At 65.6% G+C, this 26295-nt stretch carries 24 protein-coding genes; 10 read left to right on the forward strand and 14 right to left on the reverse strand.

Annotated elements, in window-relative coordinates; genetic code table 11:
• The first annotated feature begins 16 nt into the window (after window positions 1-16).
• Window positions 17-1174 carry a lytic murein transglycosylase gene (locus ACZ52D_RS13715; protein WP_464443140.1) on the forward strand — a complete coding sequence of 386 codons (1158 nt, stop codon included), beginning with the start codon at window positions 17-19 and terminating at the stop codon, window positions 1172-1174.
• A gap of 42 nt (window positions 1175-1216) precedes the next feature.
• On the opposite strand, the gene ACZ52D_RS13720 is transcribed toward ACZ52D_RS13715, so the two are convergent.
• Complete coding sequence (locus ACZ52D_RS13720; RefSeq protein WP_222453480.1) at window positions 1217-1861, reverse strand: response regulator transcription factor; 645 nt, start codon at window positions 1859-1861, stop codon at window positions 1217-1219.
• A gap of 121 nt (window positions 1862-1982) precedes the next feature.
• Window positions 1983-3410 (reverse strand): cache domain-containing protein, encoded by a 1428-nt coding sequence (locus ACZ52D_RS13725; protein WP_222453479.1) that lies wholly within the window; start codon window positions 3408-3410, stop codon window positions 1983-1985.
• Window positions 3411-3701: 291 nt separating this feature from the next.
• On the opposite strand from ACZ52D_RS13725, the gene ACZ52D_RS13730 reads away from it, so the two are divergent.
• The 3 genes from ACZ52D_RS13730 (at window position 3702) to ACZ52D_RS13740 (ending at window position 8213) form a co-directional block, all read left to right on the forward strand.
• Window positions 3702-4784 carry a TRAP transporter substrate-binding protein gene (locus tag ACZ52D_RS13730; RefSeq protein WP_222453627.1) on the forward strand — a complete coding sequence of 361 codons (1083 nt, stop codon included), beginning with the start codon at window positions 3702-3704 and terminating at the stop codon, window positions 4782-4784.
• 132 nt (window positions 4785-4916) lie between these two features.
• The gene (locus ACZ52D_RS13735; RefSeq protein ID WP_369924411.1) at window positions 4917-5843 is read left to right on the forward strand and encodes a TRAP transporter small permease subunit; all 927 of its coding nucleotides are present in this window, start codon (window positions 4917-4919) and stop codon (window positions 5841-5843) included.
• A 15-nt stretch (window positions 5844-5858) separates the two neighbouring features.
• Window positions 5859-8213: a TRAP transporter large permease gene (locus ACZ52D_RS13740; RefSeq protein WP_222453477.1), complete on the forward strand. Its 2355-nt coding sequence runs from the start codon at window positions 5859-5861 to the stop codon at window positions 8211-8213.
• A gap of 146 nt (window positions 8214-8359) precedes the next feature.
• Here the strand turns inward: ACZ52D_RS13740 and ACZ52D_RS13745 are convergent, their stop codons facing one another.
• From ACZ52D_RS13745 to ACZ52D_RS13760, 4 genes are all read right to left on the reverse strand, one after another.
• Window positions 8360-8755 (reverse strand): VOC family protein, encoded by a 396-nt coding sequence (locus tag ACZ52D_RS13745; RefSeq protein ID WP_464441648.1) that lies wholly within the window; start codon window positions 8753-8755, stop codon window positions 8360-8362.
• On the reverse strand, window positions 8755-9579 hold the full coding sequence (locus ACZ52D_RS13750; RefSeq protein WP_222453475.1) for an arginyltransferase: 825 nt from the start codon (window positions 9577-9579) through the stop codon (window positions 8755-8757). The genes ACZ52D_RS13745 and ACZ52D_RS13750 overlap by 1 nt, the downstream gene beginning before the upstream one ends.
• Before the next feature lie 157 nt (window positions 9580-9736).
• Complete coding sequence (locus tag ACZ52D_RS13755; RefSeq protein ID WP_222453474.1) at window positions 9737-10168, reverse strand: RDD family protein; 432 nt, start codon at window positions 10166-10168, stop codon at window positions 9737-9739.
• Between the two features lie 116 nt (window positions 10169-10284).
• The gene (locus ACZ52D_RS13760; RefSeq protein WP_464441649.1) at window positions 10285-10785 is read right to left on the reverse strand and encodes a DUF2852 domain-containing protein; all 501 of its coding nucleotides are present in this window, start codon (window positions 10783-10785) and stop codon (window positions 10285-10287) included.
• A gap of 257 nt (window positions 10786-11042) precedes the next feature.
• On the opposite strand from ACZ52D_RS13760, the gene ACZ52D_RS13765 reads away from it, so the two are divergent.
• The 4 genes from ACZ52D_RS13765 to ACZ52D_RS13780 all read left to right on the forward strand — a co-directional run bounded on the left by ACZ52D_RS13765 (window position 11043) and on the right by ACZ52D_RS13780 (window position 15959).
• Window positions 11043-13865: a bifunctional [glutamine synthetase] adenylyltransferase/[glutamine synthetase]-adenylyl-L-tyrosine phosphorylase gene (locus ACZ52D_RS13765; RefSeq protein ID WP_464441650.1), complete on the forward strand. Its 2823-nt coding sequence runs from the start codon at window positions 11043-11045 to the stop codon at window positions 13863-13865.
• Window positions 13849-14130, forward strand: a complete 282-nt coding sequence (locus ACZ52D_RS13770) for a hypothetical protein (protein WP_464441651.1) — start codon at window positions 13849-13851, stop codon at window positions 14128-14130. Before ACZ52D_RS13765 ends, ACZ52D_RS13770 begins: the two co-directional genes overlap by 17 nt.
• A gap of 61 nt (window positions 14131-14191) precedes the next feature.
• Window positions 14192-15406: an RSP_2647 family RNA methyltransferase gene (locus tag ACZ52D_RS13775; protein WP_464441652.1), complete on the forward strand. Its 1215-nt coding sequence runs from the start codon at window positions 14192-14194 to the stop codon at window positions 15404-15406.
• 4 nt (window positions 15407-15410) lie between these two features.
• A complete protein-coding gene (locus tag ACZ52D_RS13780) occupies window positions 15411-15959 on the forward strand; it encodes an RSP_2648 family PIN domain-containing protein (protein ID WP_464441653.1) in 549 nt (182 codons plus the stop codon).
• Here the strand turns inward: ACZ52D_RS13780 and ACZ52D_RS13785 are convergent, their stop codons facing one another.
• The 7 genes from ACZ52D_RS13785 to ACZ52D_RS13815 all read right to left on the reverse strand — a co-directional run bounded on the left by ACZ52D_RS13785 (window position 15960) and on the right by ACZ52D_RS13815 (window position 23417).
• The gene (locus ACZ52D_RS13785; protein ID WP_464441654.1) at window positions 15960-16949 is read right to left on the reverse strand and encodes an LLM class flavin-dependent oxidoreductase; all 990 of its coding nucleotides are present in this window, start codon (window positions 16947-16949) and stop codon (window positions 15960-15962) included.
• Window positions 16950-17044: 95 nt separating this feature from the next.
• Window positions 17045-17731, reverse strand: coding sequence for a M48 family metallopeptidase (locus ACZ52D_RS13790; RefSeq protein WP_464441655.1), 687 nt, complete (start codon window positions 17729-17731; stop codon window positions 17045-17047).
• An 84-nt stretch (window positions 17732-17815) separates the two neighbouring features.
• Window positions 17816-19255 carry an alkaline phosphatase D family protein gene (locus ACZ52D_RS13795; protein WP_464441656.1) on the reverse strand — a complete coding sequence of 480 codons (1440 nt, stop codon included), beginning with the start codon at window positions 19253-19255 and terminating at the stop codon, window positions 17816-17818.
• Between the two features lie 366 nt (window positions 19256-19621).
• The gene (locus ACZ52D_RS13800; protein ID WP_464441657.1) at window positions 19622-20806 is read right to left on the reverse strand and encodes a vWA domain-containing protein; all 1185 of its coding nucleotides are present in this window, start codon (window positions 20804-20806) and stop codon (window positions 19622-19624) included.
• A gap of 15 nt (window positions 20807-20821) precedes the next feature.
• Entirely contained in the window at window positions 20822-20989 is a 168-nt protein-coding gene (locus ACZ52D_RS13805) for a hypothetical protein (protein ID WP_369924764.1), read from the reverse strand.
• Between the two features lie 35 nt (window positions 20990-21024).
• Complete coding sequence (locus ACZ52D_RS13810; RefSeq protein ID WP_464443141.1) at window positions 21025-22407, reverse strand: DUF2927 domain-containing protein; 1383 nt, start codon at window positions 22405-22407, stop codon at window positions 21025-21027.
• A 170-nt stretch (window positions 22408-22577) separates the two neighbouring features.
• Window positions 22578-23417, reverse strand: coding sequence for an AAA family ATPase (locus ACZ52D_RS13815; RefSeq protein WP_222453462.1), 840 nt, complete (start codon window positions 23415-23417; stop codon window positions 22578-22580).
• 186 nt (window positions 23418-23603) lie between these two features.
• Between ACZ52D_RS13815 and dksA the strand changes: the two genes are divergently transcribed.
• Both dksA and ACZ52D_RS13825 read left to right on the forward strand, forming a co-directional pair.
• Complete coding sequence (gene dksA / locus ACZ52D_RS13820; protein ID WP_369924836.1) at window positions 23604-24026, forward strand: RNA polymerase-binding protein DksA; 423 nt, start codon at window positions 23604-23606, stop codon at window positions 24024-24026.
• A gap of 104 nt (window positions 24027-24130) precedes the next feature.
• The gene (locus ACZ52D_RS13825; protein ID WP_464441658.1) at window positions 24131-25297 is read left to right on the forward strand and encodes an FAD-dependent monooxygenase; all 1167 of its coding nucleotides are present in this window, start codon (window positions 24131-24133) and stop codon (window positions 25295-25297) included.
• Window positions 25298-25426: 129 nt separating this feature from the next.
• Here the strand turns inward: ACZ52D_RS13825 and xth are convergent, their stop codons facing one another.
• The gene (gene xth, locus ACZ52D_RS13830) at window positions 25427-26233 is read right to left on the reverse strand and encodes an exodeoxyribonuclease III (RefSeq protein WP_464441659.1); all 807 of its coding nucleotides are present in this window, start codon (window positions 26231-26233) and stop codon (window positions 25427-25429) included.
• Window positions 26234-26295 lie beyond the last annotated feature (62 nt).

Raw genomic sequence — 26295 nt, forward strand, 5'->3', positions numbered from 1 at the left:
CAAGCGGGCATTGGACATGAGCATTTCACGACGGAGTTTCGGTTTTGGAGTGGCGGCGCTGGGGTTGACCGCCTGCGGCGGCACGGTTCCTACGGGCGGGGGCACCAGCGGAAGCAGCGGCAGCAGCAGCCTGCCAGCGGACCTGCGGCCCACGCCCAATGCAGGCTATGACGCCTGGGTGGCCGCGTTTCGCAGCCGGGCCGAGGCCAAAGGCATCAGCCGTGCCACGCTGCGCGCGGCTTTTCGCGGCGCGGGCTACTTGCCGGGGGTGGTCAAGCGGGACCGCAACCAGACCGAGTTCAAGCGCACCCTGGAGGACTACCTCGCCATCGCGGTCTCTGACGAGCGCCTCGCCAAGGGCAGGGCGGCCTATGCCCGGCATCGAACCACTTTGAAGACGCTGGAGCAGACCTATGGCGTGGATGCGGAAATCATCTGCGCGATCTGGGGGCTGGAAAGCTTCTACGGCGAGCGGCGCGGCAATGTGCCGGTGATCTCGGCGACATCGACGCTGGCCTATGACGGGCGTCGGGGCGCGTTCTTCGAAAAACAGCTGATCGCGGCGCTGAAGATCCTGCAAAACGGGGACATATCGGCCGCGCGCATGACCGGCAGCTGGGCCGGCGCGATGGGGCATACCCAGTTCATTCCGACCTCCTACCAGTCATTTGCGGTCGATTTCACCGGCGACGGGCGGCGCGATATCTGGTCGGACGACCCGACGGATGCATTGGCCTCCACCGCCGCCTACTTGCAACGCAATGGCTGGACCCGCGGGTTGAAATGGGGCGGGGAGGCCGGTGCGCCCGGCACGCCCGCCGGTCGCAAGCTGCAACCGCAGGCGGGCGGGCCGGTGTTCTCCGTGACGTCCAATTTCGACGTCATCAAGCGCTACAACAACTCCGATTCCTACGCGATCGGCGTGGGGCATCTTGCCGACCGCATTGCAGGTGGCGGGCCTTTGCGCGCGTCCTTTCCGCCGGACAGATACGGTCTGACCAAGGAAGACCGGATCCTGTTGCAAAAGCGGCTGACGGCACGCGGTTTCGACACCGGCGGTGCCGACGGGGTGCTGGGGCCGAAAAGTCGCGCTGCCATCAGCGCCTACCAGTCCAGTCGGGGGCTGGCGGTTACCGGGGATCCGTCGCCAGCGCTGCTGAACAGCCTCGGCTGATGCAGTCTGGCTGACGCCTTCGTGACGGTCGGGGCGGGGCGGTCAGAACCCCGCGCCGGTGCCTTGCAGGACCCCGTGTTCCAGCGCGTAGCGGGTCAGCCCGGCGGTAGAGGAGATACCCAGCTTGCGCTTGATGTTCTTGCGGTGGGTTTCGACTGTCCTGACAGAAATGTCGAGTGTCTGCGCCACATCCTTGTTGGACTTGCCCTGCGCCAGTTCCAGCAGGATCGTCTGTTCGCGTCCGGTCAGCGCTTCGCGCGTGTCGCCCGCCTTGGGTTTCAGCGAACCGGCGGCCCCGGTGCAGAGGTAGGTCTGCCCCTGCATCACCGCATCGATGGCCTGCTTGATTTCATCCGTCGGCACATCCTTGAGGATGTAGCCCATGGCGCCGTGGCTGAGCGCGGAGGAGATGTATTCGGGGCTGTCGTGCATGGTCAGGATCAGAATGCGCGTGCCCGGATGTTGTTCCAGTATGATCTCGGTGGCGCTGAGCCCGCCCAGTTTGGGCATGTTGAGATCCATCAGCACCACGTCCGGGGCCAGCTGCCGCATCTGCTCGACCGCCTCGCGGCCATCGGTCAGGGAGCCGACCACCTGAATGTCGTCATAGCTTTCGAGGATCGACTGAATGCCTTCGGCCACCATCGGGTGGTCATCCACGATCAGTACTTTTACCGGTGTCGCCATGTCATCCCCAATTCGCATCCATCGCAGCCCGTGGCTGCCTGCTGCCGATGTCGCCCACCCAACCTAGGTTTCGCGCCTCGCCATCGCCGACTTTCGCACGCGGCGCCGCCCCTGTCGGCGCTCATGGTAACTGTGCCGGGCTGCTGTCTTCTCCCGGTGGCAAAAGGTGGCTGAGGGGCAGCCCGACCTCGATCACCGTGCCACTTTCGGTGCCTCGTGATGACAGAATGCGCAAGGTCCCGTCAAGTTGGTCGATGCGTTCCTGCATGTTGCGCAGTCCGATCCCCGGGCCGGAGCGGGCGCTGAGGGGCGGCAGGCCGACGCCGTTGTCGGTGATCCGCATGGTGGCGCCCTTGGTGTGGCCGCGCAGATCTATGGTGACCTTGGTGGCGCCTGCGTGGCGCTCGATGTTGGTCAGTGCTTCCTGGGCGATGCGGTAGAGCGCGATCTTGGCGTCCTGATCCAGCCGGTTGCGGAACACCACGGTCGAGAACTCCGTCTCGATGCCGGTGCGGGCAGCGAAATCGTCGGTCAGCGCCTTCAGGGCCGGACCCAGGCCCAGGTCGTCCAGAACGCCGGGCCGCAGGTCACGGCTGATCCTGCGCACTTCGGTGATCGCGGTCAGCAGATGTTCCGTGCCCTTCTCCAGCGGCGCAGCGGCCCCTTCGCTGTCGCCCCGCGCGAGGCGGCGGCGGGCATTGTCCAGCGCATAGCGCACCCCGACCAGCAGCTGGCTGATGCCGTCGTGCAGTTCGCGCGCAACCCGGCCGCGCTCGTCCTCCTGGGCGTCGAACACCCGTTGAGTCAGCTCCTTCAGCTTGGCATCCGCCAGTCGGCGTTCGCGAATGTTGAGCAACATGCCGGAGGCAAAGACCAGGACCAGCGACACGAGCGTGATGGCCCCGATGTAGAGGAAGGTGCGTTGCACGCGGGCTTCGACCTCGGCCCGTGTCGCCGCAACCGAGGACAGCACATCGTCGATGAACACACCTGTGCCGACGGCCCATTGCCAGTCCTGCAGGCCGACCACATAGGCGATCATCTGCGCCTCTTCTCCGGTGGAGGGCTTTTGCCATGTAAAGCTGTGCCAGCCGGCCCCGTTGCGGGCCAGTTCGATGAAACGGTCCACGACCGGCACACCGGCGCTGTCGGTCAGCCCCGCCCAGTTGCGGTTGATGAACTCGGTCTGGCGCGGGCTGACCAGGTTGGTGCCGTCATAGTCATAGACAAAGAAGAAGCCGTCCTTGCCGTAGATCATCGCGCTGAGGATCTGGGCCACCTGTTCCTTGGCCTCGGCATCGTCGGGCGCGGCGAGACCATAGATATGGGCAAACCCGTTGCGGGCCTGGGTCACGTAGTTGCGCAACTCCGCCTTCTTCGCCTCGATCAGCTGAACCTCGAGCGCCTGGATCTCGCGCTCGGCCAAGGCACGTGACTGATACCCGACCAGCACCGCGATCGCGGTCCCGGCCACGATCAGCGGCAGCGTCATCAGAAGCGACAGTTTCTGGGCGTAGGTGGGGCGAAACAGCGTATCGAAAAGGCGCATGGGCAAGGGGCAAGCCGGGGCAGTGGATTGGTAAGAAACTTGTACCGAATCATCCCGCCAGCGCCCAGAAGAATCACCGGCCCGCGGCAAAATACACGCAGAGGCTGTGGCGGGGAGGGCTGGATCCGGTCGGAAAATCAGCGCTCTGGAGGGGCAAATGCTGAAAATTGCGCCGCTCTACGCAGTACTAGGTATTCACAACCGCGACTGCCTCGCTAGTCTGACCGCACTCGAACCGATCCGCTGGGCAGTCAACTGCCGGGCATCCAAGAATTATGGGAGGAATAATACATGGATCGCCGTTCTTTCTTGAAAACATCTGCACTGGGCGGGACCGCAGCCGCGGCCGGCACGCTGGCTGCACCGGCCTACGCTCAGGGCAAACGCACCCTGACCATGGTCACCACCTGGGGGCGCGGCCTGGCGGGCGTGCATGATTCGGCCCAATATGTTGCTGATGCCATCACCACCATGTCCGACGGCAACCTGACCGTGGACCTGAAAGCCGCGGGCGAACTCGTCGGCGCCTTCGAGGTGTTTGACGCCGTGACCGCCGGTCAGGCCGACATGTACCACGGTGCGGACTACTACTTTACCGGTCAGCATCCGGGCTATGCCTATTTCACCGCCGTGCCCTTCGGCATGACGCCGCAGGAACTGACCAACTGGTACTACCACGGCGAAGGCATGGCGCTTCACGACGAGCTGGGCCAGATCTTCGGTCTGAAGTCCTTCCTCGGCGGCAACACCGGCCCGCAGTCCGGTGGCTGGTTCAACAAGGAAATCAAAGGCCCCGAAGATTTCAACGGCCTGAAGTTCCGTATGCCGGGCCTGGGTGGCAAGGCGCTGGGCAAACTGGGCGCATCCGTTCAGAACATCCCGGGCTCCGAAGTGTATCAGGCGCTGTCCTCCGGCGCGATCGACGGTACCGAGTGGATCGGCCCCTGGGCGGACGAAAAGGCCGGTTTCCAGGAAATCACCAAGGTCTACTACACCGCGGGCTTCCACGAGCCGGGTGCGGGCCTGTCGGTTGCCACCAACCGTGACGTCTTTGAGAGCCTGTCGCCAGCCCACCAGAAGATCATCGAAATGGCAGCTGCCGCTGGTCACCAGTGGAACCTGGCCCAGTTCATGAACAACAACGGTGCGGCGCTGCAGCGTCTGCAGTCCGGTGGCGTGAAGACCCTGGAATTCCCGGAAAGCGTCTGGGATGCCTTCGGCACCGCGACCAAGGAAACCCTGGACGAGTTCATGGGTGACGAGCTGTTCGCCAAGATCCGCAACAGCGTCGAAGCCTCGATGAAAGCGTCCTCGGGCTGGATCACCAAATCCGAAGGCGCCTATCGCGTCCAGCGCGACCGCGTTCTCGGCTAATCCGCCTGACAGGCATCAACCGGATCCCCCGCCACTGCGCGGGGGATCCCTTTACAGTTGCGTGACGCGGGGCTTAGGCCGGCCTTGGGGCCGTGCGCCGGACTCGCCGCAACAAAGACCCCCGGGGGAAACATGCAGGAAGAGAGTGGTCTCACCTTCTTCGGCGCCATAGCGGGCGGACTGCTCTGGCTGGTCCAGAACATCGCCGGCGCCTTCTACAACTTCGGCTACGCCGTTACCCATCCGCAGCTCTGGCTCGACTGGTCCGACAAGGCCTCGATCATGCGCTTTGTCTATTACGGCGGGTCGGTCGAATTCTTTTTCGTCGTCTTCACGGCCTTTCTGGTCCTGACCGCCATCGGTCTCTACTTCCGTGGCTTCATGTGGGGCATGGTGCGCGGGCTGGAAGGCATGGCGAACATGATCGGCCGGTTCTTCGCGTGGGCCGGCCTTCTGATGGTTCTGCAACAGATCATCATCGTCTTCATGCAGCGCGTCTTTGCGCGTCCCGACATCAGTTTCGGTTTCGGCATCCCGTTCAGCCAGGACATCAGCTGGTTCGCGGAAGAGCTGAAGCTGTACAATGCGCTGGTGGTCTGCATGTGCGTCACCTACACCTTCGTGCAGGGCGGCCATGTGCGGGTGGACCTGATCTATTCCGGCATCAGCTTCCGCGCCAAGCGGGTGGTCGACATGCTGGGATCGCTGCTGTTCATGATGCCGGCCGCGGTGCTGACATGGATGTACGGCTGGTTCTTCCTGTGGCGTCACCTGATCGTGCCAAAGCCGTCGGCCTCGGACACGCTGGACCGCCTGGTGATGAAATCCCGCGCCCTGCGCTGGAACGTGGAAACCATCGGCTTCAGCCCCAACGGCTTCAACGCCTACTTCCTGTTCAAGATCCTCCTGATCGCCTTTGCAGGTCTCGTGTTCCTGCACGCCATCGCCTTCTTCTACCGCTCGTACCTCGAGTTCGTCGAAGGGGAGGGCAGCGAAAACAAATACCTCGACAAGGATAGCCTTGGAGAGGGTGAAGAAGCCTACGAAGGCACGCACTAAAGGGACGTCGGAAACATGCTATTTGGACTTGATGGCGTCGAAATCGGCCTGCTCATCGTATTTTTCTGCCTCTTCGGGGGCATTCTCTCCGGCTTCCCGGTGGCCTTCGCCATTGGCGGTGCCGGGGTCATCTCCTTCGGGATCATCGCGGCGCTGGACAGCGCAGGGATCCTGATCCACCAGGCAATCGACTCTTCGTCGCAGGCTTACCGCGACCTGGTTGCCTCCGGCGTGCGGCCCGACAAGATCTCGGTATTCCGCTATCCGGACCTGCCGAGACTGGCCGAGCCGGTCTTTGCACAGGGCTGGGAAGTGGCGCTGGACCGCAACATTTCCTTCATCGTGAACCGGATGAACGAACGCGTTCTGGCCGGGGCCTCGATCGAGACCCTGCTGGCGGTGCTGATGTTCGTGCTGATGGGCATCACCCTGGAGCGCTCCAAGATCGCCAATGACCTTCTGACCACCATGGCGCGGGTCTTCGGACCGCTGCCCGGCGGTCTGGCGGTGTCGATCGTGGTGGTGGGTGCCTTCCTGGCGGCCTCCACCGGCATCGTTGGCGCCACCGTGGTGACGATGGGGCTTCTGGCCCTGCCCACCATGCTGCGCAACAACTACTCGCCCGAGCTGGCCACCGGCGTGATCGCCGCCTCCGGCACGCTGGGGCAGATCATCCCGCCGTCGATCGTGATCGTTCTTCTGGGCACGCTGGCGGGCGACCTCTACTCCACCGCGCAGGAAACCCGTGCGATGGAGGCCGGTTGCTCTGATGCGCTGACCTACCTGGGTGAGCCCGCGGTGGTGTCCGTCGGCACCCTGTTCCAGGCGGCACTGCTGCCGGGGATCATGCTGGCGCTGCTCTATGCCTCCTATGCCTTTGGCTATGCGCTGCTGAACCCGCACAAGGCGCCCGCCGTGAACTTCGAAGGTGGCACCGGTGAGGTCATCACCCGCAACGAAGGCCTGCTGTGGTTCCTGGGCGTGCCCGCGGCGCTGATCGGTGGTGCCGTGCTTCTGTCCAGCTTCAACGTGATCGGCAGCCAGAACACCGTGGTGTCGACCTTCTCTGACGCCGGGCAGACCGCCAGCCTGCGCACCAACGTCGGTGCCGAGTGCAAGGCAGCGATGATCGAGCTGCACGGGCAGGAAGCCTGGGACGCGGCCTTGGCCGAGCAGGAAAGCATCGATGCAGCCGGTGGTGTCGCTCTGGCCGAGAAGCTGAGCGAAGAGGAAATCGCCGCGGCTGTTGAGGCCAAGATTGCCAATGCTGCGCCGATCGGCACCGGCATTGCTGCGATCATGGTGATCCTCGGGCTGGTACTGGCCTTTGGTCGCGGGGTCGCGCCGTCGCGTGACGCCAAGCCCCTGATCCTCGGCGCCATCGGCATCCTGCTGATCGCGTTGGTGGATCTGGTCGCCATCGCGCCGACCACCTCGCCCGGCAAGACGGTGCTGCTGATCGCGCTGCCGCTCTTGCTGGCGCTGTACGGCTGTCGCGAGGCCGCCGCGCGCTGTGCCAAGAATGATCTGATCCGCGTGGTGTTCCCGCCGCTGGTGCTGATCGTCGCGGTGCTGGGCTCGATCCTGGGCGGTATCACCAACCCGACGCCGGCTGCGGCGCTGGGCGCAGGCGGTGCCATCATGCTGGCGGCCTACCGCAAGCTGCAGGACGAGGGCAAATCGGGCAAGATCATCATCTGGTCCACCTTTGCCGTGATGATCTGCATCCTGATCGGCATGAACTTTGACCTGCGCGTCAACCAGGGCGGCGTGACCGTCGAGAACTGGATCGCATTCTTCGCGGCTTATGCGGCCTATCTGTACGCCTTGTTCGGCCTGCTGTTCGGCTGCTGGGTTCTGTTCCGCTCCGGCGTGCTGACCCCGGTGGTGCGGGAAACCGCGAAGGTGACCTCGATGGTGTTTACCATCCTGATCGGCTCGCAGCTCCTGAACCTGGTGGTGATCTCCTTTGGCGGCGAACACTACATCCAGCAGTTCCTGAAGAGCTTCGACAACGAGATGACGGTCTTCCTGATCGTGATGCTGGTCTTGTTCTTCCTGGGCTTCGTGCTGGACTTCCTGGAGATCATCTACATCGTGATCCCGATCGTGGGGCCGGTGATCTATGGCGGGTCGTTCGATCCGAAATGGGTGACCATCATGGTGGCGGTGAACCTGCAGACCTCCTTCCTGACCCCGCCCTTCGGCTTTGCGCTGTTCTACCTGCGCGGGGTGGCACCGAAAGAAGTGACCACCGGCCACATCTACCGCGGGATCATTCCGTTTGTGCTGATACAGGTGGTGGGTATCGCGATCCTCTGGGCCTTCCCGTCGATCGTGACCATCGTGCCGGCGCTGATCCCGAACTGATCCGGGCGCAGGATAGGAAATCGAAAAAAAGGGGCCCCGAGCGGGCCCCTTTGCTTTTGTCCCGGGGCAGGGGCGCTGCCCCTCTTGGCCAAGGGCCAATTCACCCCGGAGTATTTGCAGAAAGATGAAAGGCGGCGGCGCGGCCGTCAGGTGAGCTGGATCAGGTCCCAGCGGTTGCCGAACGGGTCGCGCCAGACCGCAACGGTGCCGTAAGGTTCATGCCGCGGTTCTTCCTCGAAGGTCACGCCCTGGGCCAGCATCGCATCGTGGTCGCGGGCAAAGTCGTCCGTGGCCAGGAACAGGCCGACGCGGCCGCCGAACTGGTTGCCGATGGCCGCCTGCTGCTGCGCCCCCTCGGCGCGGGCGAGGATCAGGCTGGCAGCGCCAGAGCGGCCATCTGATCCGGGTGGGAGGATCCGCACCCAACGCTTGCTGCCCTGGTCGATGTCTTCGGCCAGGTGCCAGCCGAGTTGACCGCAATAGAAGGCGATGGCGGCGTCATAGTCCGGCACCGGCAGTGAGACTGCCTGCAGGGACTGCATCAGCGATTGCGGTGAATGGGCTGCTCTGGCAGCTGGATGTTGGCGACCTGCTCGGCGATCGGGTCCGTCGACAACGGATGCCCCTCATCGGCGTATTCGGCAGGGTCGGTCATCTTTTTCCACTGGTTGGCGTGATAGATCTCCAGACCGGAGAATTTTGCCTTGTATCCCATCTTCTGGCTGCCGGGCACCCAATAGCCCAAGTAGACATAGGGCAGGCCGGCCTCGCGCGCGATGTTGATATGGTCGAGGATCATGAAGGTGCCCAGTGAATTCTGCGGCAGGTCCGGGGCGTAGAAGGAATAGACCATGCTGAGGCCATCCTCGAGGACATCCGTCAGCGAGACCGCGGTCAACGTGCTGGAGCCGGGTTCGGCATATTCCACCACCCGACTGCGGACCGGGGTCTCCTCGATCATGGCGGCGTATTCGAATACATCCATGTCAGCCATGCCGCCATCGGCGTGCCGGCTGTCGAGATAGCGGCGGAACAGGTCGTATTGATCCTCGGTTGCCCAAGGGGAGGTGGCGCGGCGCTCCAGATGTGCGTTGCGCTTCAGCGTGCGCTTCTGGCTGCGGCTTGGTTTGAAGGCGGCAACGTCGATCCGCGCCGACAGGCAGGCGGAACATTCCGAACAGGAAGGGCGATACAACACGTTCTGCGAGCGTCGAAACCCTTGCTGGCTCAGGCTGTTGTTCAGCTGCTCGACGCCGTCCCCCTGCAGAGCGGTAAAGAGTTTGCGCTCCATCCGGCCCTCAAGATAGGGGCAGGGCTGCGGGGCCGTCACATAAAACTGCGGTGCAATCGGTAAGGTATGGCGCATCGGGTCTCATTCGCGGTTTCGCGTGGCAATCTAAATTGGCGGCCGCTTCGGGTGGCAGGTGCTCCGGATGATGATAGCAACGCCATGGGTATGCGCCAAGCCTGCATCTGAGGCTTGGCTTAACAGGTTCTTGATGCGTGGGGCTGGCCACGCCGGGTCAGGCGCGGCGGTTCAGCATGACGGTGCCGAGCAGATGGTCGGTCAGGCCCTGACCGCGCGCGGAGGTCAGCATCAGCACGATGGAGATCACCTGCAGCACCGGAATGGCCAGCGACAGCGTGTAGCCTGCGGTGTGCAGCAGCGCCTGCGCGCCGTCCAACCGCTGGCCGCTGGTGTCGCGCAACTCGATCCCTGCAAAGCGCATGCCCCAGGTGGCCGAGCCGTTGGCGATGGTCACCACCCTGTAGGCAAAGCCGACCACAAGATACAGCAGCGGCCAGACGAACAGCCCCACGAAGGCGGTTGCCACCACCGCGGCGGCGCTCAGCATCACGATCAGGAGGCTGTCCACGACCCAGGCCACGAGGCGTTTGGCGGGAACGGAGGCGTAGAATTCAGCCTGGTAGTCAGGGTCGGGCAGGGCAGTCATCTTGGTGTCCTTTGGCTCTGCGTGTGTGGAAAACCTATGCAACGGTGCCCCGCCCGACAAGGACGGGACCCGCGCGGGGCGATGGCCCCCGGAGGCAGGCCCAAAGGCCTGCCCGGTCAGTGCTGTTTGCGGCCGGAGCTTGCGTCGCGGTTGGGCGCCTCATCCGCGTCGTCCAGCGGATCGCTCTCGGCCTCTTCGCCGACCGCATTGCGGGCGCGTTCCTCCATGAACTCGTCGAATTCGGCCTTGTCCTTGGCTTCGCGCAGGCGCTGCAGGAAGGCCTCGAAGTCATGTTGCTCCTGTTCCAGCCGTCTCAGGGTATCGGCCTTGTAGGCGTCAAAGGCGCTGTTGCCCGACGGGCGCATGGCGGAAAACCCCTGACGCGCCCAGGATTTTTCGCCCCAGCTCTTGTTGGCGTAGCGGCAGGATTTGCTGAACATGCGTTTGCTCCAGATCATGTAGAAGAGAAGGGCGAGGCCGACGGGCCAGAAGAACACGAAGCCCAGGACCATGGCGGCGATCCAGGCCCCCTTGCCCTTGCGGTCGAGCCAGGCTTCGCTGCGGGAAAACCAGCCCTGCTCGGGTGCCGGGGTGGCTGTGGCGGTGTAAGTTGTCATCGGTGTCCTCCGGGATGATGTGAATGTAAATTCCTTTCACATCATGTCATATTGGGTGGGGGCCGGGGGCTTTCAAGGCTGTATGTGAATGTTTTTTACATTTTGCCTGCGGTTGACCGTTCCGTGGCTGAAAACTGTATACTTGTCAGGGAGTTGCCAGGAGACGCGGACGTGAGTGAAGGAAACCCTTCCGGGCGTCCGCGTTGATCCGGCAATTCCCCATTGACGCGCCGACATGCTGCGAACACTGTCTGCACATGAGCACCGCCCTGAAAATATCCCGCGTTCCCCGTGCCTTCGACCCTGAACTGGGGGCGGAAACCCGTGCCCTGCTGCCCGCCTTGAATGGCGAGCAGGCAGAGCTGGTGGCGGGGGCCTGTGGCTCCAGCCCCTATCTCAAGGAGCTGACGGTGCGCGAGGCCGACTGGCTGCCGGGCGCGCTGCAGGATCCGCAGGCTGCAGTGGCGCAGGTGTTCGACACCTGCCGCGGGCTGGAGGGGGCTGCGCTGAAGCCGGGCTTGCGCGAAGGCAAGCGGCGGCTGGCGCTGCTCACGGCATTATGTGACCTCTCCGGTGGGTGGAGCCTTGAGCAAGTCACCGGTGCGCTCACCGATTTCGGCGCCCTGGCCGTGGATGTGGCGATCAAGGCGGAAATCGCCACGCTGATCCGGCGCAAGAAACTTCCGGGATTGTCGGAGGATGACGTCGCGACGGCCGGGGGGCTGACCATTCTGGCGATGGGCAAGATGGGGGCGCATGAGCTGAACTACAGTTCAGACATCGACCTGATCTGCTTGTTCGACGAGACGCGCTATGATCCTGATGATTTCTACGAAGCCCGACAGGCCATGGTGCGCGCGACCAAGAACATGTGCGCGGCGCTGAGCGATCGCACCGGCGATGGCTACGTGTTCCGCACCGATCTGCGACTGCGGCCAGATCCCTCGGTCACCCCTGTCTGCATGGCGATGGAAGCCGCCGAGCGGTATTACGAGAGCCTGGGCCGCACCTGGGAACGCGCGGCCTATATCAAGGCGCGCGCGTGTGCTGGCGATATCGAGGCTGGCGAGCGCTTTCTGAACGCGTTGCGCCCCTTTGTCTGGCGGCGGCACCTCGACTTTGCCGCCATCCAGGACGCCCACGACATCCGCCTGCGGATCCGGGAGAGCAAGGGGACCGGCGGTGCGCTTTCGGTGCCCGGCCACGATATGAAGCTGGGGCGGGGCGGCATCCGCGAGATCGAGTTCTTCACCCAGACCCGCCAATTGATCGCCGGCGGGCGGGACGAAACCCTGCGCTGTCGTGGCACCGTGGACGGGCTTGCGGCGCTGGCGGCCAAGGAGTGGGTGCCACAGGATGTGGCGGACACGCTCAGCGCGCACTACCGCGCGCATCGCGAGGTCGAGCACCGCATCCAGATGGTGCATGATGCCCAGACCCACAAGATGCCGCAGTCGCCTGACGGAATCGCCCGGATTGCCTGCCTGATGGACCGCGAGCCAGAAGCGCTGACCGAGGAAATCCGGGAGCGCCTGCAACAGGTGCATGAGCTGACCGAGGGCTTTTTCTCGCCTGGGTCGGCCCCCGGCAGCGCGCGTCCGACGACCGCTGCGGCCGTGCCGGAAATCGGCGCGGAGCTGGACGGGGCCGTGATCGCCCGGTGGCCAACCTACCCGGCGCTGCGCTCCAGCCGCGGCGCACGGATCTTTGAACGTCTGAAACCAGAGCTTCTGGCCCGTGTCGCCGCCACGGCCCAGCCGAATGAAACGCTGCTGGCGCTGGATGGCTTCCTCTCCGGGCTGCCTGCCGGGGTGCAGCTGTTTTCGCTGTTCGATGCCAATCCGCAGCTGCTGGACCTGCTCGTCGACATCGCCGGCACCTCGCGGGAACTGGCCAGTTTCCTGTCGCGCAACTCCTCCGTGTTCGATGCGGTGATCGGCGGCTCCTTCTTTGATGCCTGGCCGGGCGCGGATGTGCTGCAGCGCCAGCTGGAGGACCGGCTGGCGCGGGAGGAGGACTACGAAACCCGGCTGGACATGGCGCGCCGCTGGGCCAAGGAATGGCATTTCCGCATCGGCGTGCATCATCTACGGGGATTGATTGGCGGTCAGCAGGCCGGGGCGCAATATGCCGAACTGGCCAGCGTGGTGATCGCGGCCCTCACGCCGACGGTGGTCGAGCAGTTCGCCGCCAAGCATGGGCCACCGCCGGGCCGCGGCGCGGCGGTGCTGGCAATGGGCTCGCTTGGGGCGGGCCAGATCCACGCGCAGTCCGACCTCGACGTGATCGTGATATACGATCCCTGCGGTGCGGAGATGTCCGAGGGCAAGCGGCCTCTGGCGACCCGGCCATATTTCGCGAGACTCACCCAGGCTTTCGTGACGGCGCTCTCCGCGCCGATGGCGCAGGGGCGGCTTTACGAAGTTGACATGCGGCTTCGCCCGTCCGGGACGCAGGGGCCGGTTGCGGTCAGCCTGACGGGGTTCACCAGCTATCAGGAGAACGAGGCGTGGATCTGGGAACACCTCGCCTTGACACGTGCCCGCGTGGTGGCGGGCGACGCCAGCCTCGCCTCCGAGATCGAGAGCTTTCGCGAGAGGTTCCTGTCGACGCCGCGCCCGGTGTCAAAGGTTCTGCAGGAGGTGGTGCGTATGCGCGGCCGCTTGTCCGAAGCAAAACCTCCAAAGGGTGTCTGGGATGCCAAGAACGGCGCGGGCCGGATGATGGATATCGAGCTGCTCTCCCAGGCCGGCGCCCTGACCGCCGGTTCGGTGGCGCGGGACGTGCACGCGGGACTGGATGGCGCGGTCACGGCCGGGTGGCTGGACCGGACGGATGCGGATTACCTCGGGGCCAGTTACGATCTGTTCTGGCAGGTTCAGAGCGCGGCGCGGCTGCTTTCCGGTAAACCGATTGATGCGGCCACCATCGGCGAAGGCGGCGCACGTTTTCTGTGTCGCACAACCGGGCATGACCAGCTCGAGACGCTGGAGCAGGCCCTGACGGCGCGCTATAGCGGCTGCGCAGAGCGGATCGATGCCGCCTTGAACATGGAGGGATTGGATGCAGGGCAGGACTGAACAGGATCCCCGCGGGCTGATCTACGAAGCCTACCGGATCGACGGGATCACCGATGAACAATGCCGCAGCATTTTTCTGGACTGGGCGTTGGGAATGGCGGCGGAACGCGACAGTCGGACCGACATCCAGTCCTTGCTGCGGCAATACGGCGAGGAGCATCCCGAGCATCCGATGACGGCCGTGCTGCGCGCGGGACTTGAGGCCGCAGCGCGTCCGCGCCGTCGTGGCGGCTGGCGCTCGCGCCCGCGCGGGCCGCTGTCCTGAGGCCCGCTTGAGGCCGCCGCAGCCTCTTTCCCTGCGTCGCACATGCCGCTAAGAGGAAGCCATGACAGCCTCCCCTGATGCGCCGCAGCGCCCCCGTGTGAAAATGAAACCCAAATCCAACGCCCGCGCCATCCGGCACGGGTTTCCCTGGGTTTACGCCAATGAACTGGTCACTGACCGCCGCACGCGCAAGCTGGCGCCCGGTACGCTGGCCGTGCTGGAGGACGAGGCGAACACCCCGCTGGGGCTGGTCGCCGTCAATCCCGAGAGCAAGATCATCGCCCGGATGCTTGACCGCGACCCCGCGGCTCAGATCGACCAGGCCTGGTTCGCCGCCCGGCTGAGCCGCGCGCTGGAGATGCGCGAACGCCTGTATGACGCGCCCTTCTACCGGCTGGTGCATGCGGAATCCGACGGGCTGCCCGGCGTGGTGATCGACCGCTTCGGCGACGCTTGCGTGGTGCAGCCCAACGCCGCCTGGGCTGAGGCACATCTGGACCAGCTGACCGCCGCATTGGCCGAAGTCACCGGTGCGGACGTGATCCTCAAGAACGCCTCCGGCCGCACCCGCAGCCTCGAGGGGCTGGATGATCTGAACCAGACCCTGCGGGGCGAAACTCCCACGGCGCCGGTGCCGGTGCAGATGAACGGCGCCACCTATATGGCGGATCTGACCGGTGGCCAGAAAACCGGCCTGTTTTACGATCAGCGCGAAAACCACGCCTTTGCCGCGCGGCTGACCGCACCGGGCGCACGGGTGCTGGATGTGTTCTCGCATGTCGGCGGCTTTGGTCTGGCGATGCTGGCCGGTGGTGCCGCACACGCCACCTGCGTCGACGGCTCTGCCGCGGCGCTGGAACTGGCCGTCCAAGGCGCTGCCGCCAGCGGCCATGGTGACCGTTTCACCGCCCGGCAGGGCGACGCCTTCGAGGTGCTGACCGCCCTTGGCGAAGAGGGCGCGCAGTTCGACGTGGTGATCTGCGACCCGCCGGCATTCGCGCCCTCGAAACCGGCGCTGGAGGCGGGCCTGCGCGCCTATGAACGCGTCGCCAAGCTGGCCGCACCGCTGGTGGCGCCGGGCGGCTATCTGGGCCTGTGCAGCTGCTCGCACGCGGCGGATCTGTCGAAATTCCGCAACGCTTCGGCCCGCGGCATTGGGCGCGGCGGACGGCGCGGTGCGCTGATCCACACCGGCTACGCTGGCCCGGACCATCCGCAGCTGCCGCAGCTGGCCGAAAGCGGCTATCTGAAGGCCGTGTTCTTCCGGCTCGACTAGGCCCATGCGCAAGCTGCTGCTTGACACCTGCGTGCTGTACCCGACGGTGATGCGTGAGATGCTGCTGGGCGCGGCCCGGCTTGGCCATTTCACGCCGCTGTGGTCGGCCCGCATCCTGGGCGAGTGGGAGCGCGCGGCGCTGAAACTCGGCCCCGAGGGCGCGGCGCAGGCCAAGGCGGAGATCGCCCTGACCCGCGCGGCCTTTCCCAAGGCGGAAATCGCCGCCGCACCGGGGGTGGAGGCGCGCCTGTGGCTGCCGGATACGGCGGACATTCACGTCCTCGCCGCAGCCATCGCAGGCCACGCCGAGGCAATCGTCACCGTCAACAACAAGGACTTCCCCCGCCACACCCTGGCCGAGGAAGGGCTGGAGCGCATTGGCCCCGATCAGCTGCTCTATGATCTGTGGCTGGCGGATCCGGCGGGGATGGAGCAATTGGGCGCGCAGGTGCTGGCCGAGGCCAACCGCCTGTCGGGCGACAACTGGGAGATCCGCCCGCTGCTCAAGAAAGCCCGCCTGCCGCGACTGGCCAAGGCGCTGGCCAGCCGCTGATCACATCTCGCGCAGGATCTCGGCGGCAATCTCGAACGAGCGCAGCCGTGCAGCGTGGTCGTGGATCTGCCCGGTCAGGATTACCTCATCCGGTTGATGCCGGTCGATGATCTGCGCCAGCTGCGCCTGCACGCTGTCGCGGCTGCCGGTGGCGGAAATCGCCAGCGCGGCGTTGACGCCCTCCAACAGCTGCGGCTGCAATACCGTCGTGATGTCATCGACCGGCGCGGGCAGCTTGCCCGGCGTGCCCATCCGCAGCCGCGCAAAGGCCTGCTGCATGGTGGTGCGCAGCCGCACGCCCTCGGCGTCGGTTTCAGCTGCAAAAACGTTGATTGCCATCATCGCATGCGGGCGCTCCAGCGTGGCTGAGGGGCGGAAGCTGCGCCGGTATACCTCCAGCGCCTGTTCCAGCGCGGGCGGCGCAAAATGCGAGGCAAACGCATAGGGCAGCCCGAGGGCGGCCGCCAGCTGCGCGCCGTACAGGGACGAGCCGAGGATCCACACCGGCACCTCGGTGCCTTCGCCGGGAATGGCCCGCAGCGCCGCGCCCTCGCGGCGCGGGCCAAGGTATCCGATCAGCTCCTGCACGTCCTCGGGGAAGCGGTCGCCGGCGCCCGCATCCAGACCGCGCCGCATTGCGCGCATCGCCGCCATATCGGTGCCGGGCGCGCGGCCCAGCCCCAGGTCGATCCGGTTTCCGTGAATTTCCGCAAGCGTGCCAAAGGCTTCGGCCACCATGTAGGGCGCATGGTTCGGCAGCATGATGCCGCCCGCGCCAATCCGCATGGTGCTGGTGGCCTGCGCCACATGGCCGATCATCACCGCCGTCGCGGCGCTGGCAATGCCCGGCATGTTGTGATGCTCCGCCAGCCAGTAGCGGTGATAGCCCCAGCGTTCCGCGTGGGCGGCCAGGTCGGCGCTGTTGCGCAGCGCGGTGGCGGTGGTCTGCCCTTCGGGCACCGGGGCGAGGTCAAGTACGGAATAGCGCATGGAAACCTTCTTTTGGCTGGAAGGTTTACATGTGCATCATGCGGGCGTTTGCAAGGGGGCCACCCGAAATTGGCTGGGCGGCGAAGATGGGCAGTTCAGCCCCGGGACCACCTGTCCTCAAGCGCCTCCAGCGCGGCGATGCGTTCCTCGGTCTTCGGGTGGCTCATCAGCCAGGCGGGGGCCATGCCGGCGCGGGCCTGGGTCAGTTCCTCGAGCTTGCGGAACAGGCTTTTCTGCGGTTCGGTGCCGATGCCTGCCTTGGTCAACAGCGCAGCGGCGTATTCATCCGCCTCGTATTCGTCGCCGCGCGACAGTCGGGCGGCCAGCAGGCTGGTCAGCACCCCGGCGATCCACGGGCCGATAAAGGGGATATAGCGCCCCAGCAGCAGCATCAGCGCGGTGCGCAGCGCGTTCTGGCCGGAAAAGTCGATCATCCGCTTGCGCGCATGCCCCAGCGCCACGTGGCCCAGCTCATGCGCGATCACGCTCGCCATCTCCTCGGCGCTGACCTCGCCGTTCTGGTACTTGCGGTAAAAGCCGCGGGTGATGAAGATCCGCCCGTCCGGCGCGGCCAATCCGTTCACCGGATCGACCTCGTAGATATGCACCGGGATACGGTCGATCTCCAGCGCCGCGGCCAGCCGGTCGGTCAGCCGCTTGAGCTTGGGATCCGCCAGCTCGGTCGAGCGCTGGTCCAGCTCGCGGTGGGTGCGCCAGACGGAAATCCGGTACATCACAAGACCATAGAGAACGGCCAGCAGGATCGGGGTGAGGCGCAGCATGGCTCAGATATGGGGGCTTTGCCGGACAGGCTCAAGCGCAAAACGCGGTAACCGCCGCCGCCGGGTGCCGACTGCTGAGCCCGGCTACAGCGCCAGCGCGGGCGAGGTGCCGGAATCTTCCAGCTCCCAGGCCGCGGACCAGTTTCCGCCCTGGCGCTCCAGCGTCAGGTAATTGCGCTCGGCCACGTAGCGCCCTGCCTGGCCGGGGATCTTGCGGATCCGGATCGGATGGCCCTTCAGCGGCGCATCGCCCAGCCAGGCCAGCAGCCCCAGAACCCGCGCCCAGGCCTTGGGCGGGGCGCGGTGGGCAATGCCCGAGGCCACCAGCTGATGCAGCAGCTTGCCGCCGCCCAGCGGCATCTCGCCCCGCGTGGCCAGGTGGATTTCGCCCGACAGCGCGGTGACCTGCTGGCCCTCCCGCGCCGCCATGTCGCGCACCATCCGCAACATCCGCCGCCACGAGGCCCGGTGCGCGCGGCTCTGCCATTGGTCGCGCAGGTCGTCCTCGTATTTCTGCATGCGGGGCGTCAGCACCATCAGCAGCTCCAGCAGCGACAGCCGCGGCCCCAGCAGGGGCACGCTGGACAGCAGAAGGGTGCGCCCCGGCGCCGGGGTTTCCACCGCCGCCTCCATCATTCGCCAGCCGCCGCGCGCCATCACCCGCCGCCGGCTGCGCTCGCTGCGCAGGTCCGGCGCCAGCAGCCGCAGCCCCGGCGCTTCGACGCACCAGCCCAGGTGGTTGCCCTCGGGGTCGGCAAAGCGCGGCGGCAGATCGCCGACGGTGCAACCGTGCTGAAACAGCAGCGCCGCCTCGCGCGCGGCGGCAAATAGCGTCTGGCCCACCGGTGAATAGGTGCGCGAGCGCGGCAGCGAGCCCCAGCCGTCGCAGATGTCATGGTCGTCCCACTGCGCCAGCGCGGGCACCCGGGCCGCGAGCCAGGCAAACTCCGGTGCGCTGCAGACCGCCAGGTAGCGGCGCAGGAAGCCCTCGCGCAGATGCGTGTGCAGCGCCTTCAGATCCTCGCGGCTGGGTTCGCGCGGCGGGCGGCCGGGCCAGTTCTCGCTCAGAGGGTGGCCATGGGTCACCTCGTCGGCATAGACCTGATCGCCGCCGTGCAGCAGCAGCGAGAATGGCCGCGCGGCATGATCGCGCCCCATCCGCGCCCACATCGCGTTGCGCTCCTCGCCACTGCGCTCAAGGTCGCCGTGCTCCTCGCCGTTGCAGGAGGCATAGGCGATGCGCAGATCCGCCGTCTCGTCGCCCAACCTGCCGGCAACCTCGTAGGTTGCACCGTCCCACTCATAGCTGGAGGGGCGGTCGGTCGGCAGGCTGAAGCGGGCGCGCAGCACCGCATGGCTGCGGTATTCGGCAATCACCTCGGGTGTGGTCTCAGCGCCCTCGTGGCGCAGCGGCGGCAGCTGCGTGTCCCGGGGGACGATGAACAGCGCGGCAAGCTGCATCCGCCCCTGCTGGAGGCTGTCGAGGATCAGGATCGGGCCGGTAACGGGTTCTGTGCTGCTCATCACAGGCTCAGACCTAGGCGGGGGCGGCCGGGCATTCAACCGCAGCCGGGTCCGGTCGCGGAATTTTGCAACATTTGCTGTGTCTTGGGCCGGGGGCTGCGCCACTCCCGGCAGGTCTTTGTCGCCGCGTCAGAAGCGCTCCCGCCCGCGCGGGGCAGCATGGGACATGCCGCCCTTGCGGTTGGGCCCGGCGCCGGAGCGAGGCTCCGGCGCGCCTGCGGCCTGCCATCGGCAGGCCGCAGGCCATGCCCAAAGCCGCCAGACGGTGCTGGCGTCAGCCAGCGCAGGCGCGGGTGCGGGAGGGCTTGGCGGGACTTGCTGCCGGTTGCCGGGCAGGGGCCGAACAGGGGGGACCTAGCGGAGGGCTTAGCGCGACAGCTCGCGCATGCCCCGGTCCAGGCCGTCCAGCGTCATCGGCACCATGCGGCCTTCGAAGATTTCGTGGATCATGCCGATCGACTGGGTGTAGTCCCAGTATTTCTCCGGCACCGGGTTGATCCAGAGGTTCGCGCTCCAGGCTTCCCGCGCGCGCTGCAGCCAGACCTGGCCCGCCTCTTCGTTCCAGTGCTCGTTGGCACCGCCGGCATAGGCGATCTCGTAAGGGCTCATCGAGGCATCGCCCACGAAGATGCATTTGTAATCCGGCCCGTAGGTGCGCAGCACCTCGTGGGTGGGGATCTTTTCGGCCCAGCGGCGGCGGTTGTCGCGCCAGACGCCTTCGTACAGGCAGTTGTGGAAGTAGTAGTATTCCAGGTGCTTGAACTCGGCGCGGGCGGCGGAGAACAGCTCCTCCACCACCTGGATATGCGGATCCATCGAGCCGCCCACGTCCAGAAACAGCAGCACCTTCACGGCATTGTGCCGCTCGGGCCGGGTCTTTACGTCAAGATAGCCGTGTTCGGCGGTGGAGCGGATGGTGCCGTCGAGGTCCAGCTCTTCTCGCGCGCCCTCGCGGACCCAGCGACGCAGGCGTTTCAGGGCGACCTTGATGTTGCGGGTGCCAAGCTCGACCTCGCCGTCGAGGTTCTTGAACTCACGCTTGTCCCAGACCTTGACCGCGCGCTGGTGGCGGCTCTTGTCCTGGCCGATGCGCACACCCTCGGGGTTGTAGCCGTAGGCGCCGAAGGGAGAGGTGCCGGCGGTGCCGATCCACTTGTTGCCGCCCTGGTGGCGGCCCTGTTGTTCCTTGAGGCGCTCCTTCAGCGTCTCCATCAGCTTGTCGAAGCCGCCCAAAGCCTCGATCTCGGCCTTTTCCTCGGCGCTGAGGTGCTTTTCGGCCATCTTGCGCAGCCAGTCCTCGGGGATATCGACGGCCTCCATCACCGCCTCGGCCGGGATCGCCTCCAGCCCCTCGAAGGTGGCGGCAAAGGCGCGGTCGAAGCGGTCGATGTGGCGCTCGTCCTTCACCATGGCGGCGCGGGCGAGGTAGTAGAAGCCTTCGATATCGTAGGTGACGAGACCGGCCCGCATCCCTTCCAGAAAGGTCAGATACTCGCGCAGCGACACCGGGATGGCGGCCTTGCGCAGGTTTTCAAAGAAGGGCTGGAACATATCGGCGCGCTCCGGTCAGGCCAGCAGTCGGTGCGTCAACAGCGTCGCCAACAGGCCGAGGATCCCAAAGACGATGGCATAGACTGCGCCGTATTGCAGCATGTCCAATGTATTGCCGCCCCGCTTGCGGGCCTTAAACGCGCCCAGCAGAGCTCCCAGCAGCAAACCGCCTATTACGATCATGTCATGTTCCGTCTTCTGTTGTTGTCGCTGTCGTCCTAAGGTCGGCGGGACGTCAGGGGCCGCAAGGATGCGATGTCCTCCAGCCGCGCCTTGACCTGCCAATCCGCGCCATAGCCGTAGCGTGCCCACCCGAGGCTGTCCAGTCTGACCCGGCGCGCCTCGACCACGCGGCCGGTGAGCTCAAGCGCTTCCGCCTGCAACATCAGAAGCGTCGACAGAAGCGCCGCGTTTTGATGGGCTGCGGCGGTGGCAGAGGCTGGCTCCAGCCGCGCCAGTGCGGCCTCGCCCCGGCCCGAGGCGATATCCTGCGCAGCCAGCTGGACGGCCAGTTTGGCCTGATGCAGCGCGGTGCCGGGCTGGCCTTGCAGGAAGCTTTCGGCCGTGAGGTAATGCTGTCGCGCCAACAGCGGCTCCCGCGGGTGCAGCGTGCGTCCGAGGAGATAGTGGCTGAGCGCGCGGCGGTGGTCCTGCCAGCCGAGGTCCCGGGCGATGGCGGCGGCGTCATTTGCGGCGCGGGTGCGTGCGCGCACGGGGGCGTGGGGATCCAGGGCCTGTTCGACCGCGTCGATCCAGGCGCGCGGCGTGGGTGGCAGCCAGAGCGTGGCATGCCGGGCACCTGCCGGATTCAGCCGCGCGAGGATCGCGGGCAGCCGCGCGGCGACTTCGGCGCGGGTCATGCCGGTGCGCAACTCCGGGGCATAGGTGGCCCGCAGGATCAGCATGTCAAACCCGGTCAGAACCGCGTGGACGTTGTCGTCGTTGAAGATCGAGTCCGGCAGCCGGTAGAGGTCGTTCAGCGGTCCGATCGCCTGAGCCAGCTCTTCGTGCAGGCAATCGCGGACCTCTTGCAGGCTGACGTCATTGGGGATGAAAACGGCCAGCTTCTCGCGTTGGTGCAACAGCGACCAGCGCGTCCGCGGGTTGCGCCGGTTGCGCCGGTATTCCGCAAGCGACGACACGTTTGGCACCACGAAACACGCAGCCTTTGGCAGCGCGCTCCGGATCTGGGTCCGCGAAACCGACTCGATGGTGATGCGGGCGGTCGTGTCTGCATCTGCTGAGCCAAGCACGTGAATGTCGATCCCCGCCTCGTTGCGCAAGCGGGTCAGCAGTGCGGCCAGCTCCCGTCGGAAACCCGGGGCAGGCTCACCGGTTACCCGCAGGGTGATCGGGCTCTCGAACCGGGAAAAATGGGGCAGGCTGGCACCGCCCTCCAGCTCGAAGTGCAGGTCGAGGAAATCGCGGGCGATATCCGTGTTGGAGCGTTGCGCGGCGGTCGGCGGACGCGGGGTGAACACCTTGACCGGGGGCAAGACCAGCACCGCGGAGGCAGCGCGGGTGGGCGGCGGCGCCTCCGCCCCAGGTCGCCCGCATCCCGTCAGCGCCAGTGCGGTCAGGGCGACCATGCCCAAACGCATCAGGCGGCTGCTGACAGGGCGGGGCGTGGTCCGGGCTTGCAAAGGGGCGTCAGCGGGCACTCAGGCGTCTCCTATCGGCCCGGCTGAAGTTGGCCTGGCATCCTTGTCTTGGTGATAGGCCAAGGAACCGGCAAATTGAAGCAAAACAGCCCACCGCCGGATGACACGGCTCAGCGCCGCCCGCGCGCCATGAAGGCGAGCCGCTCGAACAGGTGCACGTCCTGCTCGTTCTTCAGCAGGGCGCCGTGCAGTTTCGGCAGCGCATCGGCTCCGTTGCGGGCAATGTCCTCGGGGCCCAGGTCTTCGGCCAGCAACAGTTTCAGCCAGTCGATCACTTCCGAGGTCGAAGGCTTCTTCTTCAACCCCTGGGTTTCGCGGATCTCGTAGAACTGGGTCAGGGCCGCGGTCAGCAACGCCTCCTTGATGCCGGGGTGATGCACCTCGACGATCTTCTTCATCGTCTCGGCATCCGGAAAGCGGATGTAGTGGAAGAAGCAGCGGCGCAGGAACGCGTCGGGCAGCTCCTTTTCGTTGTTGGAGGTGATGATGATCACCGGCCGGTGCTTGGCGCGAATGGTTTCGCCGGTCTCGTAGACGTGGAACTCCATCTTGTCGAGTTCCTGCAAGAGGTCGTTCGGGAACTCGATGTCGGCCTTGTCGATCTCGTCGATCAGCAGCACCACGCGCTCGTCCGCCTCGAAGGCCTGCCACAGCTTGCCCTTCTTGATGTAGTTCTTCACATCATGGACCCGCTCGTCGCCCAGCTGGCTGTCGCGCAACCGGCTGACGGCGTCGTATTCGTAAAGCCCCTGCTGCGCGCGGGTGGTGGATTTGACGTTCCACTCGATCATCTGCATCCCCAGCGCGGAGGCCACCTGTTTGGCCAGCTCGGTCTTGCCGGTGCCCGGTTCCCCCTTGACCAGCAGCGGGCGCTCCAGCGTGACGGCCGCGTTTACCGCGACTTTCAGGTCGTCGGTGGCGACATATTCCTTAGTACCTTGAAACTTCATATCTTTCCCGTTCCGATCCTGATCGCGGGGCGCAGGCCCCCTTGTTGCCTTTCTTTTAACCAAACCAGACTACTATTGTGTAGTGACATTCCTGCCCGATAGGGATAAACGCAGCGGCAGAGGGGGAGCCACAATGTTCAGGTGTAAATTATGACCAGCATTATGGGCCAGACCGAAGGAGCCGAAATGAAGCAAGAAGTGTTTCTGCCGGACGACTACCGCCCGGCCGAAGATGAGCCGTTCATGAACGAACGGCAGCTTGAGTATTTCCGACGTAAGCTATTGAACTGGAAAGAAGAGTTGCTGTCCGACAGCCGCGACACGATCGAGGGACTGCAGGACAACACCCGCAACATCCCCGATGTTGCCGACCGCGCCAGCGAAGAGACAGACCGCGCGCTGGAGCTGCGCACGCGGGACCGCCAGCGCAAGCTGGTTGCCAAGATCGACGCCGCGCTGCGCCGTATCGACGAAGGTGAATACGGCTATTGCGAAGTGACCGGTGATCCGATCTCGCTGAAACGCCTGGACGCCCGACCGATCGCAACCATGAGCCTGGAAGCCCAGGAGCGCCACGAGCGCCGGGAAAAGGTCCATCGCGACGACTGAACGGCCGAAATTGCGTCAAAAATGAAAGAAACCTGAACGCCGGGGGCTTTTGCTCCGGCGTTTTTTGTTTCATTTGGTGCAGGCTTGCAACACGGCGGACCCTCATGGAACTCAAAGGCCTCAAGATAACCATTATCGGCTCCGGCATCGGCGGGTTGACCGCGGCGGTGGCGCTGCGCAGGCTTGGGGCGTCCGTCACGGTGCTGGAACAGGCCAGCGCGATCACCGAGGTTGGCGCCGGCTTGCAGATCAGCCCCAACGGGGTCGCGGTTCTGCGGGCGCTGGATCTGGCGGATGATCTGGCCTGGTGTTCCCAGCGGGCCCGGGCCGTGGTGTTGCGCAGCCACCGGCGCGGCGCAGAGGTGCTGCGACTGGATCTGGATCAATATGCCGCTGGATTGCCCTATTACATGGTGCACCGGTCGGATCTGATCGGCCTTCTGGCAGCCGCCGCGCGCCGCGCGGGGGTGCAGGTGCGCCTGTTGCAAAAGGTCGAACGGGTCGAGGTTGGCGCCCGGACGGTGGTGCATCTGGGCAATGGCGCGCAATGCGGCGGCGACGTGGTGATCGGCGCCGATGGTCTTCATTCGAAAATGCGCACGGCGCTGAACGGGGGCGATCAGCCTTTCTTCACGGGGCAGGTGGCCTGGCGGGCGACCGTTCCCAATCACCTGAACCTGCCGCCCGAGGCGCAGGTCTTCATGGGGCCGCGGCGGCACCTGGTGGCCTATCCGCTGCGCGATGGCCGGTTGGTTAACCTCGTGGCGGTGCAGGCGCGCCGCAGCTGGGCCGAGGAAGGCTGGCAGTTCCGTGATGACCCGGCGAACCTGCGGGCCGCTTTCGCCGGCTTCGGCGGGGCCGCTGCGGCGTTGCTGGAGGCGGTCGACGAGGTCATGCTGTGGGGGCTGTTCCGCCATCCGGTGGCAGAGTGCTGGCACCGGGGCAATGCGGCGATCGTCGGCGACGCGGCGCATCCGACGCTTCCTTTCATGGCGCAGGGGGCCAATCTGGCGCTTGAAGATGCCTGGGTGCTGGCGCGCTCGCTGGCCGAGGCCCCGGGGGTCGAAAGCGGTCTGGCCATGTACCAGCAACGGCGCCGTGACCGGGCGGAGAAGGTCGTGCACACCGCCAGCCGCAATGCATGGAAATATCACCTGCGCGCGCCGCTGAACTGGCCGGCGCACCAGGTGCTGAAACTGGCGGGGCGGTTCGCCCCGGAGCGGATGGTGCGGCAGTTCGACTGGATTTACCGTCATGACGTGACCGTCTGAGGCCGCCGTACCGACAGCTGCCCGAGGCTGCGTGCATACGAGCTGCGCTGAGTCTGCCTTCGCCGGAACAACGATCCCCGTCGATTTGGGGACCGGTTCACCCGGTCGGAGGCGCGACGCGTCCCTGTGTTACAGGTCGAGCTCCACCCAGACGGGCACATGGTCCGAAGGTTTTTCGCGCCCCCGCACATCCTTGTCGATCTGGCAGTCCAGCAGCAGGTCCGCCGCCTGGGGGGTGAGCAGGAAATGGTCGATGCGGATACCGTCGTTGCGGTTCCACGCCCCGGCCTGGTAGTCCCAGAACGAGTAGTGTCCCGGCTCGGGGTGGCGCGCCCGGAACGCCTCGGTAAAGCCGAGGTTGAGGATCCTCTGATAGGCGGCCCGGCTTTCCGGACGATGCAGCGCATCCTCGACCCAGGCTTCTGGGCGTTTGGCGTCCTCGGGTTGGGGGATGATGTTGTAATCTCCGGCCATGAGGGCAGGCATCTCCTGATCAAGAAGCGCCTGCGCACGGGCCTTGAGGCGTTCCATCCAGGCCAGCTTGTAGGCATATTTGCCGCCCGCCACCGGGGTTCCGTCAGCCTCCAGTTCAACCGGGTTGCCGTTGGGCAGATAAAGGCCGCAGATCCGGATCGCCTGCTGACCAACCGCCGTGGCTTCGATCCAGCGGGCCTGTTCGTCGGCATCATCTCCCGGCAAACCCCGGCTCACGTCCTCCAGCGGCAGTTTCGACAGGATGGCGACGCCGTTGAAGCTTTTCTGGCCGTGGGTCTCCACGTTGTAGCCCCGTTCTTCGAACACCTCGCGCGGAAAGGCCTCGTCGACGGACTTGATCTCCTGCAGCACCACCACATCGGGTTGCGCCTCGTCCAGCCAGTCCGGCAGCGCCTGCGCGCGGGCCTTGATGCCATTGATGTTGAACGTGGCGATTTTCATGGCTTGCCTCCGACGCATGGTGCTGTATTCACGCGCTGATCTATCGCCCAATCGCGGGGCCG

It is taken from the genome of Leisingera sp. S2M4, assembly GCF_055398055.1.

Excerpts from the sequence above, each read along its gene's own strand:
- ACZ52D_RS13715 (WP_464443140.1), top strand. The coding sequence starts at position 17 with ATGAGCATTTCACGACGGAGTTTCGGTTTTGGAGTGGCGGCGCTGGGG.
- ACZ52D_RS13720 (WP_222453480.1), bottom strand. The coding sequence starts at position 1,861 with ATGGCGACACCGGTAAAAGTACTGATCGTGGATGACCACCCGATGGTG.
- ACZ52D_RS13725 (WP_222453479.1), bottom strand. The coding sequence starts at position 3,410 with ATGCGCCTTTTCGATACGCTGTTTCGCCCCACCTACGCCCAGAAACTG.
- ACZ52D_RS13730 (WP_222453627.1), top strand. The coding sequence starts at position 3,702 with ATGGATCGCCGTTCTTTCTTGAAAACATCTGCACTGGGCGGGACCGCA.
- ACZ52D_RS13735 (WP_369924411.1), top strand. The coding sequence starts at position 4,917 with ATGCAGGAAGAGAGTGGTCTCACCTTCTTCGGCGCCATAGCGGGCGGA.
- ACZ52D_RS13740 (WP_222453477.1), top strand. The coding sequence starts at position 5,859 with ATGCTATTTGGACTTGATGGCGTCGAAATCGGCCTGCTCATCGTATTT.
- ACZ52D_RS13745 (WP_464441648.1), bottom strand. The coding sequence starts at position 8,755 with ATGCAGTCCCTGCAGGCAGTCTCACTGCCGGTGCCGGACTATGACGCC.
- ACZ52D_RS13750 (WP_222453475.1), bottom strand. The coding sequence starts at position 9,579 with ATGCGCCATACCTTACCGATTGCACCGCAGTTTTATGTGACGGCCCCG.
- ACZ52D_RS13755 (WP_222453474.1), bottom strand. The coding sequence starts at position 10,168 with ATGACTGCCCTGCCCGACCCTGACTACCAGGCTGAATTCTACGCCTCC.
- ACZ52D_RS13760 (WP_464441649.1), bottom strand. The coding sequence starts at position 10,785 with ATGACAACTTACACCGCCACAGCCACCCCGGCACCCGAGCAGGGCTGG.
- ACZ52D_RS13765 (WP_464441650.1), top strand. The coding sequence starts at position 11,043 with ATGAGCACCGCCCTGAAAATATCCCGCGTTCCCCGTGCCTTCGACCCT.
- ACZ52D_RS13770 (WP_464441651.1), top strand. The coding sequence starts at position 13,849 with ATGCAGGGCAGGACTGAACAGGATCCCCGCGGGCTGATCTACGAAGCC.
- ACZ52D_RS13775 (WP_464441652.1), top strand. The coding sequence starts at position 14,192 with ATGACAGCCTCCCCTGATGCGCCGCAGCGCCCCCGTGTGAAAATGAAA.
- ACZ52D_RS13780 (WP_464441653.1), top strand. The coding sequence starts at position 15,411 with ATGCGCAAGCTGCTGCTTGACACCTGCGTGCTGTACCCGACGGTGATG.
- ACZ52D_RS13785 (WP_464441654.1), bottom strand. The coding sequence starts at position 16,949 with ATGCGCTATTCCGTACTTGACCTCGCCCCGGTGCCCGAAGGGCAGACC.
- ACZ52D_RS13790 (WP_464441655.1), bottom strand. The coding sequence starts at position 17,731 with ATGCTGCGCCTCACCCCGATCCTGCTGGCCGTTCTCTATGGTCTTGTG.
- ACZ52D_RS13795 (WP_464441656.1), bottom strand. The coding sequence starts at position 19,255 with ATGAGCAGCACAGAACCCGTTACCGGCCCGATCCTGATCCTCGACAGC.
- ACZ52D_RS13800 (WP_464441657.1), bottom strand. The coding sequence starts at position 20,806 with ATGTTCCAGCCCTTCTTTGAAAACCTGCGCAAGGCCGCCATCCCGGTG.
- ACZ52D_RS13805 (WP_369924764.1), bottom strand. The coding sequence starts at position 20,989 with ATGATCGTAATAGGCGGTTTGCTGCTGGGAGCTCTGCTGGGCGCGTTT.
- ACZ52D_RS13810 (WP_464443141.1), bottom strand. The coding sequence starts at position 22,407 with ATGCGTTTGGGCATGGTCGCCCTGACCGCACTGGCGCTGACGGGATGC.
- ACZ52D_RS13815 (WP_222453462.1), bottom strand. The coding sequence starts at position 23,417 with ATGAAGTTTCAAGGTACTAAGGAATATGTCGCCACCGACGACCTGAAA.
- dksA (WP_369924836.1), top strand. The coding sequence starts at position 23,604 with ATGAAGCAAGAAGTGTTTCTGCCGGACGACTACCGCCCGGCCGAAGAT.
- ACZ52D_RS13825 (WP_464441658.1), top strand. The coding sequence starts at position 24,131 with ATGGAACTCAAAGGCCTCAAGATAACCATTATCGGCTCCGGCATCGGC.
- xth (WP_464441659.1), bottom strand. The coding sequence starts at position 26,233 with ATGAAAATCGCCACGTTCAACATCAATGGCATCAAGGCCCGCGCGCAG.